A 13,922-nucleotide genomic window follows, 5' to 3' on the forward strand; every position below is an offset into this window, starting at 1 on the left:
TATTCGAAATATGGAATCATTTGAACAGGGAATACAGGACTTTTGGACTAAGCTAAATGAACTACTAAATATCGTCATCTTTGATATAAAAGGAAGTGATTTCACTTTATTAACACTTCTTTTTATCATAGTAGCAAGTTTCTTACTCGTTTTTTTATCCAAAAGGTTAAGTAATTTATTGGTTAGAAGGATATTAAATAGATACATTAGAGATACTGGTGTTACAGATTCAATCGGTACTATTTTCCGATACTCTGTTATTGTTATTGGTTTTATTACCATTTTTCAGTCCGCAGGATTCGATTTGAGCACTTTAGGCTTATTAGCAGGAGCATTGGGTGTAGGTATAGGTTTTGGTTTACAAAATGTCACCAATAATTTTATTTCGGGTATCATCATTTTATTTGAAAGACCAATAAAAGCAGGAGACAGAATTGAAGTAGGTGATATTAATGGAGATGTTTATTCTATTTCAATGCGTTCCACCACTGTCATCACCAATGACAATATTTCTGTGATTGTGCCTAACTCGGAATTCATTAACAGTGCAGTCATTAACTGGAGTCATAATGATAGAAAAGTCCGATTTAAAATCCCAATTAGCGTTTCCTATAATGAAAATCCAGAAAGAGTTCGAAAACTAGTTTTGGAAGTAGCAAAAGACCATCCAGGAGTTTTACATGAGCCAGCACCAGATTTATGGTTTGAAGGATATGGAGATAGTTCTCTTGATTTTAAATTGGCAGTATGGACTTCAGATTTTATTCAAAGACCAGTCGTACTTAAGAGTGAATTATACTATGCCGTTTTTAAGAAGTTTTCAGAACATAAAATTGAAATTCCTTTCCCACAACGAGATTTACATTTAAAATCAGGATGGGAAAAGAAAATTGAAAATTGACATACAAAAGTAAAAAAAGTATCAGTATGGGTTAATTTAGTTATACTTTAAACTTAATAAAGTCCTCATTATTGATAACTGATCATGTTCACGATAATTTGAATTTAACACGAAAAAGCACACCATGGATAAATATTTCATCATCGATTTTGACAGTACCCTGACAAGAGTAGAAGCCATGGATTTACTAGCCTCCATTTCCCTCCAAGGATTACCTCAAAAAGTGGCAGCAGAAGCTAGAATAAAAGAGCTCACAGACCTGGGAATGAATGGTGAGATATCTTTTCGCGATTCCTTGAAGGAAAGATTATTGTTATTAGAAGCCCAAAAATCTCATCTACAACCATTAATTGACCTACTGAAAAAACAAATATCCCCTTCATTCATAAGAAATAAAGATTTTTTCCAGCAATACGCAGATACAATATATGTCATATCAAATGGATTCAAAGAGTATATTACACCTATTGTAACTGAATTAGGAGTGAAAGAAGGCCATATTTATGCAAATGAATTACTTTTTGATGAATCAGGCAAAGTAATAGGATTTAATGAGGACAATCCCCTTTCCAAGGATGGTGGAAAAGCCGAAGTCATCAGAAAACTAGATTTGGATGGAGATATTTATGTAATCGGTGACGGGCATAATGACTATGAAATTAAAGCTGCTGGTTTAGCCAATAAATTTTATGCTTTTACAGAAAATGTAAGTAGAGAAAAAGTGATGGAGAAAGCTGACCATATCGCTCCAACTTTAGAGGAAGTTTTATATGAAAATAAAATCATTTCAGCATTTTCATACCCTAAAAACAGAATTAAGGTTCTTCTTTTAGAAAATGTGCATCCTGTAGGCGTAAATTTATTGGAAAAAGCAGGATTTACAGTTGAGGAATATCCAGCTGGATTAGATGAAGATGAACTGGCCGAAAAGATAAAAGGTGTTTCCATTTTAGGCATCCGGTCTAAAACTCTAGTTAATGCAAAAGTCTTGGAAAATGCTGACCGATTGATGGCAATTGGAGCATTTTGTATTGGTACTAATCAGATTGATTTGGAAGCAGCACAAGAAAAAGGAATCGCTGTGTTCAATGCACCTTTTAGTAACACACGCTCGGTTGTGGAATTAGCAATAGGTGAAATCATTATGCTAACTAGAAGCATTTTTGACAAAGCAGTATTAATGCATGAAGGCAAATGGGATAAATCTGCAAGTGGAAGTAAAGAAATCAGGGGCAAAAAGCTAGGAATAATAGGCTATGGAAATATAGGCGCTCAACTTTCTGTAGTGGCCGAAAGTATTGGAATGGATGTTTACTACTATGATTTAGAAGAAAAGTTGGCTTTGGGAAATGCTACTAAGTTGGACAGTCTAAAAGAACTTTTACAAACTGCCGATATCATAAGCTTACATGTAGATGGCAGACCTGAAAACCAAAATATAATTGGTGAAAGTGAATTCAAATTGATGAAAGATGGGGTGATTTTCATTAACCTTAGTCGAGGTCATGTGGTAGATATCACAGCTTTGAAAGCTAATATAGAATCAGGAAAAATTAAAGGTTGTGCAGTGGATGTATTTCCCGAAGAACCCAAAAGCAATAAAGACCCTTTTGAATCAGAATTAAAAGGATTGCCAAACACAATATTATCTCCACACATAGGTGGAAGTACTGAGGAAGCCCAGGAAAATATTGGAAATTTCGTTCCAAACCGAATTATGGAATATATCAATACGGGGACTACCACAAACAGTGTGAATTTTCCTAATTTAACTTTACCTAGATTACAAAATGCCCATAGATTAATCCATATTCATAAAAACGTACCAGGCATCATTGCTAAAATAAACCAACTGTTTGCCAAGCATGAAATCAATATTGCGGGCCAATACTTAAAAACTAATGAAAAAATTGGGTATGTGATTACAGATATCGAAAAGGCTTATTCCAAAGATTTGATAAAAGAGCTGAGAGCCATTGACCATACTATTAAATTCAGGGTGCTTTATTAAGAGCTCCTTAATCCCCAAAGGGGAAATTAGGTCAGTAATAAAAGTCTGACTTGGAGAAGAACATTTTAGAAGCGGAAGCTCGAAGTATAAAGATTGTCGAAATTCATTATTAATTTATGAAAGGGATTCTTACAATTGGTTTGTTGGTGCTTTCCAATGCATTTATGACTTTAGCTTGGTATGGTCACTTGAAATTTCATGAGTGGAAGTGGTTTAATAAATTAGGACTTATTTCTATCATATTTATTAGTTGGGGCTTGGCTCTGTTTGAATACTTCTTCCAAGTACCTGCCAATAGGATAGGATTTAAAGAAAATGGCGGCCCATTTAGTTTAGTGGAATTAAAAGTCTTACAAGAAGTGATTACGCTTATCGTTTTTATGATATTTACCTTTATATTTTTCAAAAATGAAACAATAAAATGGAATCATTTAGTAGGCTTTGTTTTTCTGATTTTAGCTGTTTTCTTTATTTTCAAAAAATAGAACTGAAAATTAAAACTGTAGATTTAAAAATTCTATACTTCCCAGTTCCAAAATATAAAATCTCATTAAATTCAACTTTTTAACTTCTCGATAGTATAATTCCTAAAAGCCTTATCATGAAGAAACTAATTGGAATTATCAACTTCGTCTCAGTCATCGCTATTGTATATTGGAACTATGTAGTGAGTACAGGTGCGATAAACGGTAATAAAATGGGACAATTGAGTGATGAAATCAACAGCCTTTTCACTCCTGCCGGATATGCTTTTTCAATTTGGGGAATTATTTATTTAGGATTGTTCATTAATGCCATTTGGTACTTAGTGCAAGCCTTTAAAAACAAAAACCAAGAAACTTTAGCGCAGCAAGGCATTTGGCTGACCATTGCTAATATTGCTTCCGGTTTCTGGCTTTGGTATTGGTTAAATGAGCAATTTCTGATTTCAGTATTTTGCATGTTGGCCATTCTAATTGCATTAATGATTGCCATTGTTCGGTTGAAAATGGAAAAATGGGATGCACCAATAGAAATTATAGGTTTTGTTTGGTGGCCAATCAGTTTATACAGCGGATGGATAACCGTAGCGACAGTTACCAATATTGCAGCTTATTTAAAAACAGAAAATTTCAGTCTGTTCTTTTCAGAGGAAGTCTGGACCATCATTATGATATTGATCACCACATTCCTTTTCCTATATTTTCTTTACACTCGGTATATGCGCGAGTTCAATGCTGTGGCAGTTTGGGCTTTAATCGCAATCGGAGTTCGCCATTGGGAAAGTATTCCATCTATTGCTACAACTGCCATTGCGTGCGCTTCTCTCCTATTGATATTATCTTTAATTCAAGGATTTCAATACAGAAAAGGTAATCCTTTTGTGCCGAGGTTTTTGAAATAAAAAAACCTCTCAAATATCCTTTGAGAGGTTTTAAAGCTTTTTGAAGTTTTAATAAGTGCACCTGAAGGGAGTCGAACCCCTAACCCTCGGAGCCGAAATCCGATACTCTATCCAATTGAGCTACAGGTGCTTAGAATTAAAAAATGGAAAATTACGAATTGGTATGTTTTTAATTCGTAATTCGTAATTATTCAATTCGTAATTAATTAAGCTAGTGCTTCTTTCACTCTTTCTGCTGCATCTTTCAATACAATGGCAGAAGTTACTTTCAAGCCTGACTCTTCTATGATTTTTGCACCTTCTTCAGCGTTGGTTCCTTGTAAACGAACGATGATCGGCACTTTTATATCTCCTATATTTTTGTAAGCTTCTACAACTCCTTTGGCAACTCTATCGCAACGAACGATACCACCAAAGATATTTATTAAGATTGCTTCTACTTTAGGATCTTTCAAAATGATTCTGAAACCTGCTTCCACAGTTTGTGCATTTGCACTACCTCCAACATCCAAGAAGTTTGCAGGCTCTCCACCTGATAATTTGATGATGTCCATGGTTGCCATTGCTAATCCAGCACCATTTACCATACAACCCACATTACCATCTAATTTAACGTAGTTTAAGCCTGATTCAGCTGCTTCTACCTCTGCAGGATCTTCCTCTGATTTATCGCGCATTTCAGCTAGCTCTTTATGTCGGAATAATGCTGAATCATCAATATTTACTTTAGCATCTACTGCCAAAATTTTATTATCAGAAGTCTTTAATACTGGATTGATTTCAAACATTGAAGAATCCGTAGCATCATAAGCATTGTAAAGAGAATGGATAAATTTCACCATATTTTTGAAAGCATCTCCTTCCAAACCTAATTTGAAGGCCACTTTTCTAGCTTGAAATCCTTGCAAACCAACTCGAGGATCAATCCACTCTTTAAAGATTTTTTCTGGAGAGTTTTCAGCAACATCTTCGATGTCCATTCCACCTTCCGTAGAAGCCATGATTACATTGCATCCTTTAGCTCTATCTAATAAGATTCCAACATAATATTCTTTAGGCTCATTTTCACCAGGATAATATACATCCTGAGCTACTAATAATTTACTAACTAATTTACCTTCTTCACCTGTTTGATGGGTCACAAGAGTACCACCCAAAATAGCTTTAGATTTTGGCGCAACCTCATCTAAACTTTTGGCCAATACTACCCCATTAGCTCCTGTTTCCTTCACTTTTCCTTTCCCTCTTCCTCCTGCATGGATTTGCGCTTTAAGCACATACCATTCGGTTCCTGTTTCTTTGTTGAGTTTTTTGGCAGCTTCAGTAGCTTCTTCTGGTGTTTCGGCAACAATTCCTTTTTGAATGGTTACTCCGTACTTTTCAAGTATTCCTTTGGCTTGATATTCGTGTATGTTCATTCTTGGATAATTTTTGTGCGAATGTACGGCATTTAATGTTATTATTCAACCTGAATGGCTAATTACAAATTACAAATTTGAAAATTACGAATTATAACCACGCTAACATTTGTCTACAAAGTACAAAGAACAAATTTATACATTCTTGGAACTTTATTCTTGAATCTTAATTCTAGTTTCTAGTTTCTCTTTATCTTTGAGTTATGAGTATATTGAGAGCTAAAAATATTCAAAAGCACTATGGTAAGCTAAAAGTTTTAGATGGCATTGATTTTCAATTGGATGCCGCTAAAATCAGTGCGATTGTGGGACCTAGTGGTGCAGGAAAAAGTACTTTACTACATATACTTGGAACTTTAGATCAAGCTGATAGTGGAGAGCTTTTATTTAATGACAAAGATATTAGTCTATTAAAAGGCACTAGTTTATCCAATTTTAGAAATAGTGCAATCGGTTTTATCTTTCAATTTCATAACCTCTTGCCAGAATTCACTGCTGAAGAAAATATTTTGATCCCTGCTTACATTTCCAAAAAAGATGAAAAATCATCCATGGAAAGAGCAAAAGAATTGATGAAGATTTTGGGGATTGAGCAAAGATCACATCACAAACCTGGTCAATTAAGTGGCGGAGAACAACAAAGAGTGGCTGTTGCCCGAGCATTAATGAATAAACCTTCGATTGTTTTTGCTGACGAGCCAAGTGGTAATTTAGATTCTAAGAATGCAGAAGAGCTTCATTCCTTGTTTCTAAAGCTAAGGGATGAACTAGGCCAGGCATTTGTAATTGTGACGCATAATAAAGAATTAGCCGCAATTTCCGATGAAAGACATGAAATGAAAGATGGAAAACTGAGTCGGTTAGCATAAGTTGGCAAGTTATCAAGTTGACATGTTGGCAAGTTGAGGGATATGAATCCACTAGTTACCAACAAGTTAGGAGTTAGAAGTCTGAAACTCGAAGTTTGTCTATTTAATAGCAATAGCTTAAAATAAAAGGCAAAAGTCTAGATTCTAATCTCTAAGTTCCCCTAAGTATTTCCCCTAATTAAAATTTCCGTTTTCTGCTGATTTATAGGATGATGAGGATGCCCATCTTTACATCATCATTCATCAAGTTAATATCATCATGAAACAATTATTCATCATCTCAACGATTTTAGCGATTCTGCTTGGCATTAATATGGATTTAAAAGGGCAAGACGTATATTTTTCTCAATTCTATGCCAATCCAATATATTTAAATAGCGCATTAGCAGGTTCTGAAGGAAACCCAAGATTGACTTTAGCTCATCGGCAACAATGGAGTAACCTAAAAGCATATAACGCTTCATACTTTTCATTTGACACTCCCTTAGGAAAGCAATCAGGTTTAGCAATTCATGCTTTAAATGATCAACAAATGGATGGCGTTATCAATAACAATGCGATTGGAACTACTTTATCTCACCGTATAGAATTAAATAATAGAGCTGTAATTGGCGGTGGAATCTCGCTAAACTACTTTCAAAAATCTTTCGACTGGAATATATTGACGTTTGAGGATCAGATGCGGGCCGGTAGTAGCAATCGCTACCCTACTGCAGAAAGATTCGGACAATCCCAAACTAACATGATTGACGTAGGCGTAGGTTTTGTTTATGCAGCTAAAAATCTTATTGCAGGATTAAATGTCTCACATATTAATACTCCTGAAGAGCGATTCAACCCTGAATCAGACGCTACATTACCCAGAAGATATAGCGCTCATATTGCGTACAGATTTCAAAAATATTCCTACGGAAAACAAGCTTTTTCTTTAACACCTTCCATCGTTTATGAAAATCAAGCGAGCATGGAATATTTGAACTTAGGTGGATATTGGAATAATAATTTTTTAACGTTAGGAGCATGGTATAGAGTAAAGCAAGCTATGATTTATACAATTGGTTTTTCCTATGAAAAATTTAATCTGGGTTATAGTTACGACCACAGTCTTCAAAATGCCCAAATCAATTATGGCGCTACAAATGAATTTACTTTATCCTACAGATTTGAATGGAAAGGAAAAGATCCAAGCAAAAGCTATAAAGGGAAATGCCCTGATTTATATAGCAGTTTGAGATAAAACTATAATTAATAGAACAAAAAATGACTATTAATTGGTAAATATTATGAACTACCATTTTAAATATCTAATAAAATGCCGAATAGGCTCTATTTAAAATATTTGAGGAGTGATGACCTCGAATGATGGATGATGATGAATTGGGCAGGTTGTGAAAACAATCTGCCCTTTCTGTTTTTGTCTACTTTATTAAAAAGGATAAACAAGGTTAACATTTTAGCTCTCCATTTTCAGCTTGAATTTAAAAAGCTTAATTTCGCTTTCTAAAAATTTATGAAAATGATCAAAACTGCATATATAGTAGATATAGCCCGAACTCCGGTTGGAAAATTTGGTGGTACATTAAGTAGCGTTAGACCTGACGATTTAGCCGCCCACATCATAAAAAGCTTACTAGAAAGACAACCTAAATTCGACAAATCCTTGTTGGAAGATGTTATTTTTGGCGCTGCCAATCAAGCAGGCGAAGACAATAGAGATGTAGCTAGAATGGCAGGTTTAATGGCCGGACTACCGATTGAAGTAGGTGGAGTAACTGTAAATAGACTATGCGCCTCTGGATTACAAGCCATTATGGATGCAAGTCGCTCTACCATGCTTGGTGATGGTGAAGCTTTTATTGCAGGCGGTGTAGAAAGTATGACACGTGCACCTTTTGTGATGGCCAAAGCAGAAACTGCTTATTCCAGAACACCTGAAGTTTATGATACTACCATCGGCTGGAGATTTATCAATCCAAAATTAGCTGAGATGCATTATCCATTCGCGATGGGCGAAACAGCTGAAAACGTGGCAGAAAAATGGAAAATAAGCAGAGATGCGCAAGATGAATTTGCGCACAATTCACAATTGAAATATGATGCAGCGCATAAAGCGGGCAAATTCAATGATGAGTTAGTACCAGTTGCTATTCCTCAAAGAAAAGCCGATGATATCATTTTTGAAAAAGATGAACATCCAAGACTTTCTTCTATAGAAAAATTAGCTTCACTGCCATCAGCTTTCAAAAAAGGTGGCTCTGTAACAGCCGGAAATGCGAGTGGAGTGAACGATGGTTCAGCAGCAAGCTTAGTGGTAAACGAAGAAACTTTAAAGAAATTTAATTTGAAACCAATGGCCAGAGTTGTTAGCATGGCCATAGCCGGTGTTAGTCCTGATACAATGGGAATTGGGCCAGTTCCAGCAACACTAAAAGCATTGAAAAGAGCAGGATTAAAAGTCTCCGATTTGGATTTAATTGAATTAAATGAAGCTTTTGCTTCTCAATCGATCGCCTGCATTCAAGATTTGGATTTAAATCCTGATATCATAAACGTAAACGGAGGATCTATTGCTATTGGTCACCCATTAGGAGCCAGTGGAACTAGAATTTCAGCTACTCTTTTACATGAAATGCAAAAAAGAGAAAATGTGAAATATGGCTTAGCCACCATGTGCGTTGGAGTTGGACAAGGTGCTGCAATTATTTACGAAAAACTATAAACAAAATGGATTTAGAAAAAGCAAAACGGTTTTCAGCATTTATTTACTACATACCGGCAATTATCATCATTATGGGAAGGTTACCCATACCTGAAATTGCCTTTATTCTTTTACCAATCCCATATTATGTGGTCTTTTATTTTTTATTTACGAAGACAGAAAAATCTCAGCGAAATAATATAGAATTTGCTCGATTAGCATTAGTAACCATCGCGCATATAGTATTATATTTTATGATGTTTCAAGGATAGTTTTGAGGCTTTTATTACCTTTAAATGAAATTTCTTTTATACTATAAAACCAAAGCAAAATGAAGCAATATCATGACTTAATGCAGCATATTTTGGACAATGGCGTTCAAAAAGGAGATAGAACAGGAACAGGAACCATCAGCGTTTTTGGCCACCAAATGCGTTTCGATTTAGCTGAAGGGTTTCCTCTTGTGACGACTAAAAAACTGCATCTAAGGTCTATTATTCATGAATTGCTCTGGTTTTTGAAAGGAGAAACCAATATTAAATATCTAAAAGAAAATGGGGTTTCCATTTGGGATGAATGGGCAGATGAAAATGGAGAATTAGGACCAGTATATGGTTCTCAATGGAGAAATTGGCCTACACCTGATGGAAAGCATATTGATCAAATTAGCCAAATAATTGACCAAATTAAAAACACCCCAAATTCAAGAAGACTAATGGTAAGTGCATGGAATGTATCTGAAGTTCCTAATATGGCTTTACCACCATGCCATGCACTTTTCCAATTTTACGTAGCGGATGGAAAATTAAGCTGTCAGCTTTATCAGCGTTCTGCAGATGTATTTTTAGGAGTTCCTTTTAATATAGCTTCTTATGCCCTACTTACCATGATGGTTGCACAAGTTTGTGATTTAGAGCCTGGTGATTTTATCCATACTTTAGGAGATGCTCACTTATATTCTAATCATATAGAACAGACTGAATTACAACTCTCTCGAGAACATTACCCACTACCTAAAATGAAAATCAATCCTGATGTGAAAAACATTTTTGATTTCAAATTTGAGGATTTCGAGTTGGTTGATTACCAATATCACCCGCATATAAAGGCGCCAGTTGCTGTTTAAAAATTGATATGTTGAAAAAGATAAGCTTATCAATTTTATTTTTATTTATTAGCTTTTATTTAAATGCTCAACAATACGATTGGTATTTAAATGGGCAAGCTATAAAAGGCTTTATTCTAAAACACAATGAATACGTTGGGCATTTAGCCACCTCGCATCCAAACGGAATTGAACTAAGTTTACAACAAAAGCTGAACGGAAAAAAGGAGTGGGAAAATTTATATAATAAGCCTCTAGTAAGCTACGGTTTATCTTATTACAATCTGCAGAATCCCAAGCTAGGTCATTTAATAATTGGTTCTGCCGCTATGGATTTACCGATTAAAAGAACTGAGAATACAGCTCTTTATTTTAGAATTGGAACTGGTTTGGTTTATAGTACTAATCCTTATGATAGGGAGACTAACAATCAAAATAATATGATTTCCAGCACTATTACCTATCTTTTACAAACGCGATTAACCTATGAAATTAAATTAACAGATAAAATTAGTTTAAGTCCTAATTTAAACATAACGCATGCAAGTAATGGTGCTCAAAGAGCTCCTAACAGGGGTATAAATATCATTACTGCAAATATGGGAATGTCTTATAAAATCAAAAGTCAAGAGGACAAGGATGGCCGTGATATTATTCCTTTGGACAAAAACCCTTATCAGATTTATTTATTAATTACTGGCGGAAGAAACACTAGAACGCTGCAAGTCAGAGAACCTTTACCCTTTTTCAATTTGCTTTTATACGGTCAAAAATTCGTAAACCCTAAAAGTGATTGGGGCGTTGGATTAGAATATTTTCATAGTTATTCTCTAAAGGAACAAATTGCCACTAATTGGTTTAGAATTTATGATGAAGAAGAAATAACCGATTTTAAAAGGTTGGGATTATTAATTGGTCATGAGCTTAAATTTGGTAAACTGGGCTTTATTTCTCAATTGGGAGTTTATGTTTATAATCCAAGTAAATCCAATATGCCAGTTTATCTTCGTTTTGGATTACGGTATCAATTTCATAAAAATATTATGGCTCAAGTAGCATTAAAAACACATGCTGCCACAGCCGAACAAGCAGAAATAGGAATTGGATGGCGATTTTAAAAAGTAAAGCAAAATATATCTTATTACTATTCGCAGCTATGATTTTTCAAGCGTGTGATTCAGAGGAAGCATTTGACTGTTTTAAAAAATCCGGTGAAAAAACAAGTGTTATACTTGATGACTTCCCTGATTTTGCGCAATTAATACTTTATGATGACATCGAATTGGAAATTATTGAGCATGAAACAGAATATTTTGAATTGACCTATGGGGAAAATCTAATTCCCAAAATCATCATGCAACATGAAAATGATTCTTTGAGCTTTTTTAATGAGAATTTTTGCGGCTGGACTAGAGACTTTGAAAAGCCTAAATTAAAATGGTTTACCAATAAAAGTTCAATTAATATTATTGGACTTAGTAATGGAAAAATTACCGCAGCTGATACCATTCGAAGTGATTTTACGATTCGGATTCAAAATGCCACCAATGAGATTGATTTAAAAATAAATAATAATAGCACGACTATATCGAGTAATTCCACCTCAGATATTAAAATTGTTGGAATGTGCAATGGATTACGAATTGCAGCCTATTTCAATGATGGCAAATATGATTGTGGAGATTTTTTGGTGAACCGAGCAAATGTTTTGCAAAGAGGCTATAATGATATAATTGTAAACGTAAAAGACAGCCTATTGGGAAGTATAGAAAATGCAGGAAGAATTCTTTATAAAGGAAATCCAGGAGTGAAAGTAGAAGTAAGCAATGGTGGACAATTAATTCATTTAGACGAAGAATAAATATGGAAATTACAAAACCTACATTATTGCTGGATGAAAAAAAATGCAGGCAAAACATTGCAAGAATGGTTGGACGAGCAAAGAAATTCAATTGTAATCTACGTCCTCATTTCAAAACGCACCAATCTCATAAAGTAGGAGAATGGTTTAAAGAATATGGAATAAAATCTTGTGCTGTTTCTTCGCTTCAAATGGCTGAATATTTTGCTGCATCCGGTTGGAAAAATATTACCGTAGCTTTCCCTCTGAATGTTTTGGAACAAGAAACCGTAAATCGTTTAGCCGAAAAAATTAATTTAAATATCTGTGTTGAATCCGTGGAAACAGCCGAAAGTTTAAATAAGTGGCTGAAATTCCCTCTAGGAATTTTCATTAAAACAGATGCTGGTTATCATAGAACTGGAATAGGCGCTGAGGATTTCATCGGTATTCAAGCCATAATTGATGAATTAATCAAAAATCCACTTATCACATTTAAAGGATTTTTACAGCATGCAGGTCATACTTACGGAGCTAAAGGCAAAAAAGAAGTTGATGAGATTCATGCCTATACCTCGGAAAAGATGATTAAGCTAAAAAATCATTTTAAAGCTAAATATCCTGAAATCATCATTTCAAATGGAGACACTCCTACCTGCAGCGTTTCTGAAAATTTTGAGCATATAGATGAAATTCGTCCTGGCAATTTTGTATTCTTTGATGTGATGCAAGCTGAAATTGGTTCTTGCAATTATGAAGATATAGCCGTTGCTATGGCTTGCCCTGTGGTGGCCAAACATACTGATAGAAATGAAGTGATTGTCTACGGAGGAGCAGTCCATTTCTCAAAAGATAGAATAGAAAAAGACGGAAAAACCATCTACGGTTTAATAGCCGAAACGACAGAAAGTGGATGGGGAGAACCAATTCCTGGCTGGCTTGTAAAAAAATTATCTCAGGAACATGGTACTATTCACGTTCCTGATGAAGATTTTGATAAAATTAAGATTGGTGATTTATTATACATACTTCCTATTCACTCTTGCCTAACAGCCAATCTTTTGAGCAAATATTATACGCTCGATGGTAAAGAAATTGAGATGTTTAGTTACCGAAGTTAACAGGTTTTCAAGTTGGCAAGTTGACAAGTAGGATTCCTCAAGGCACATTAGTGATAAATTTCGAAACTGAATAAACATTGATACCTATTTACAAACTGTAGAATGGACTTTTTTTGTTTTGTAGCTATTTTCTTATAAATAGTAATAAATGATTGACCATTAATTTTAATTATTGAATCTCCAACACTTTCTTTTAAATTCGAATCTCTTCCAAAACTACTTAGATTATACCATTTATTCTCGATTTTGAAATAAGGGGTACCTCTACTTTCGGGTTTAACTTTATAATCTTGTATTACTCCACTAATTTCTAATTCAATATCTTTCTCACATATATCCGAATTATTGATATTTTGACTTATGATAGAATAGATTAAAATTACTACCATAACAAAAAAGCTATATTTATTAAAAAAATATTTAAATTTCATAACTCAAATAAAATTTAAAAATTCTAAGTAAAAGAATTATTGACAACCCAATTAGTAAAACAAACTATAATTGCAAATTTATAGGCTCAGACGTCTGAAGCTCGAAGTTGGAAGTCTTTTTTCATTGAACTTTGTACTTCCATC

Annotated in this window: 14 protein-coding genes and 1 tRNA gene; 12 read left to right on the plus strand and 3 right to left on the minus strand. The window is 34.5% G+C overall.

Annotated features, from left to right (window positions below; translation table 11 throughout):
• Positions 1-10: 10 nt before the first annotated feature.
• From VFM92_RS03445 to VFM92_RS03460, 4 genes are all read left to right on the plus strand, one after another.
• Positions 11-901: a mechanosensitive ion channel family protein gene (locus tag VFM92_RS03445; RefSeq protein WP_325120797.1), complete on the plus strand. Its 891-nt coding sequence runs from the start codon at positions 11-13 to the stop codon at positions 899-901.
• A gap of 124 nt (positions 902-1,025) precedes the next feature.
• The gene (gene serA / locus VFM92_RS03450; RefSeq protein WP_325120798.1) at positions 1,026-2,912 is read left to right on the plus strand and encodes a phosphoglycerate dehydrogenase; all 1,887 of its coding nucleotides are present in this window, start codon (positions 1,026-1,028) and stop codon (positions 2,910-2,912) included.
• A 116-nt stretch (positions 2,913-3,028) separates the two neighbouring features.
• Entirely contained in the window at positions 3,029-3,397 is a 369-nt protein-coding gene (locus VFM92_RS03455) for a DMT family protein (RefSeq protein WP_325120799.1), read from the plus strand.
• A gap of 116 nt (positions 3,398-3,513) precedes the next feature.
• Positions 3,514-4,296 carry a hypothetical protein gene (locus tag VFM92_RS03460; RefSeq protein ID WP_325120800.1) on the plus strand — a complete coding sequence of 261 codons (783 nt, stop codon included), beginning with the start codon at positions 3,514-3,516 and terminating at the stop codon, positions 4,294-4,296.
• Positions 4,297-4,352: 56 nt separating this feature from the next.
• Here VFM92_RS03460 and VFM92_RS03465 read toward each other — a convergent pair.
• A tRNA-Arg gene (locus VFM92_RS03465) sits at positions 4,353-4,426 on the minus strand.
• Positions 4,427-4,502: 76 nt separating this feature from the next.
• Complete coding sequence (gene sucC, locus VFM92_RS03470) at positions 4,503-5,714, minus strand: ADP-forming succinate--CoA ligase subunit beta (RefSeq protein ID WP_325120801.1); 1,212 nt, start codon at positions 5,712-5,714, stop codon at positions 4,503-4,505.
• A 203-nt stretch (positions 5,715-5,917) separates the two neighbouring features.
• Between sucC and VFM92_RS03475 the strand changes: the two genes are divergently transcribed.
• The 8 genes from VFM92_RS03475 to VFM92_RS03510 all read left to right on the plus strand — a co-directional run bounded on the left by VFM92_RS03475 (position 5,918) and on the right by VFM92_RS03510 (position 13,347).
• Positions 5,918-6,583 (plus strand): ABC transporter ATP-binding protein, encoded by a 666-nt coding sequence (locus VFM92_RS03475; RefSeq protein ID WP_325120802.1) that lies wholly within the window; start codon positions 5,918-5,920, stop codon positions 6,581-6,583.
• 259 nt (positions 6,584-6,842) lie between these two features.
• On the plus strand, positions 6,843-7,820 hold the full coding sequence (locus VFM92_RS03480; protein ID WP_325120803.1) for a PorP/SprF family type IX secretion system membrane protein: 978 nt from the start codon (positions 6,843-6,845) through the stop codon (positions 7,818-7,820).
• A gap of 282 nt (positions 7,821-8,102) precedes the next feature.
• A complete protein-coding gene (locus VFM92_RS03485) occupies positions 8,103-9,302 on the plus strand; it encodes an acetyl-CoA C-acyltransferase (RefSeq protein WP_325120831.1) in 1,200 nt (399 codons plus the stop codon).
• 5 nt (positions 9,303-9,307) lie between these two features.
• The gene (locus tag VFM92_RS03490) at positions 9,308-9,553 is read left to right on the plus strand and encodes a hypothetical protein (RefSeq protein ID WP_325120804.1); all 246 of its coding nucleotides are present in this window, start codon (positions 9,308-9,310) and stop codon (positions 9,551-9,553) included.
• A 59-nt stretch (positions 9,554-9,612) separates the two neighbouring features.
• Positions 9,613-10,407, plus strand: a complete 795-nt coding sequence (locus VFM92_RS03495) for a thymidylate synthase (RefSeq protein ID WP_325120805.1) — start codon at positions 9,613-9,615, stop codon at positions 10,405-10,407.
• Positions 10,408-10,415: 8 nt separating this feature from the next.
• Complete coding sequence (locus tag VFM92_RS03500) at positions 10,416-11,504, plus strand: acyloxyacyl hydrolase (protein WP_325120806.1); 1,089 nt, start codon at positions 10,416-10,418, stop codon at positions 11,502-11,504.
• Positions 11,492-12,247 (plus strand): GIN domain-containing protein, encoded by a 756-nt coding sequence (locus tag VFM92_RS03505; RefSeq protein WP_325120807.1) that lies wholly within the window; start codon positions 11,492-11,494, stop codon positions 12,245-12,247. Before VFM92_RS03500 ends, VFM92_RS03505 begins: the two co-directional genes overlap by 13 nt.
• A 2-nt stretch (positions 12,248-12,249) precedes the next feature.
• The gene (locus VFM92_RS03510) at positions 12,250-13,347 is read left to right on the plus strand and encodes an alanine racemase (protein WP_325120808.1); all 1,098 of its coding nucleotides are present in this window, start codon (positions 12,250-12,252) and stop codon (positions 13,345-13,347) included.
• Positions 13,348-13,394: 47 nt separating this feature from the next.
• Here VFM92_RS03510 and VFM92_RS03515 read toward each other — a convergent pair whose 3' ends face one another.
• Positions 13,395-13,736 carry a hypothetical protein gene (locus tag VFM92_RS03515; RefSeq protein ID WP_325120809.1) on the minus strand — a complete coding sequence of 114 codons (342 nt, stop codon included), beginning with the start codon at positions 13,734-13,736 and terminating at the stop codon, positions 13,395-13,397.
• Positions 13,737-13,922: the final 186 nt, after the last annotated feature.

The sequence above is a fragment of the Marivirga sp. genome, assembly GCF_035704835.1.
Lineage (GTDB): Bacteria > Bacteroidota > Bacteroidia > Cytophagales > Cyclobacteriaceae > Marivirga.

Excerpts from the sequence above, each read along its gene's own strand:
- VFM92_RS03445 (WP_325120797.1), top strand. The coding sequence starts at position 11 with ATGGAATCATTTGAACAGGGAATACAGGACTTTTGGACTAAGCTAAAT.
- serA (WP_325120798.1), top strand. The coding sequence starts at position 1,026 with ATGGATAAATATTTCATCATCGATTTTGACAGTACCCTGACAAGAGTA.
- VFM92_RS03455 (WP_325120799.1), top strand. The coding sequence starts at position 3,029 with ATGAAAGGGATTCTTACAATTGGTTTGTTGGTGCTTTCCAATGCATTT.
- VFM92_RS03460 (WP_325120800.1), top strand. The coding sequence starts at position 3,514 with ATGAAGAAACTAATTGGAATTATCAACTTCGTCTCAGTCATCGCTATT.
- sucC (WP_325120801.1), bottom strand. The coding sequence starts at position 5,714 with ATGAACATACACGAATATCAAGCCAAAGGAATACTTGAAAAGTACGGA.
- VFM92_RS03475 (WP_325120802.1), top strand. The coding sequence starts at position 5,918 with ATGAGTATATTGAGAGCTAAAAATATTCAAAAGCACTATGGTAAGCTA.
- VFM92_RS03480 (WP_325120803.1), top strand. The coding sequence starts at position 6,843 with ATGAAACAATTATTCATCATCTCAACGATTTTAGCGATTCTGCTTGGC.
- VFM92_RS03490 (WP_325120804.1), top strand. The coding sequence starts at position 9,308 with ATGGATTTAGAAAAAGCAAAACGGTTTTCAGCATTTATTTACTACATA.
- VFM92_RS03495 (WP_325120805.1), top strand. The coding sequence starts at position 9,613 with ATGAAGCAATATCATGACTTAATGCAGCATATTTTGGACAATGGCGTT.
- VFM92_RS03500 (WP_325120806.1), top strand. The coding sequence starts at position 10,416 with ATGTTGAAAAAGATAAGCTTATCAATTTTATTTTTATTTATTAGCTTT.
- VFM92_RS03505 (WP_325120807.1), top strand. The coding sequence starts at position 11,492 with ATGGCGATTTTAAAAAGTAAAGCAAAATATATCTTATTACTATTCGCA.
- VFM92_RS03510 (WP_325120808.1), top strand. The coding sequence starts at position 12,250 with ATGGAAATTACAAAACCTACATTATTGCTGGATGAAAAAAAATGCAGG.
- VFM92_RS03515 (WP_325120809.1), bottom strand. The coding sequence starts at position 13,736 with ATGGTAGTAATTTTAATCTATTCTATCATAAGTCAAAATATCAATAAT.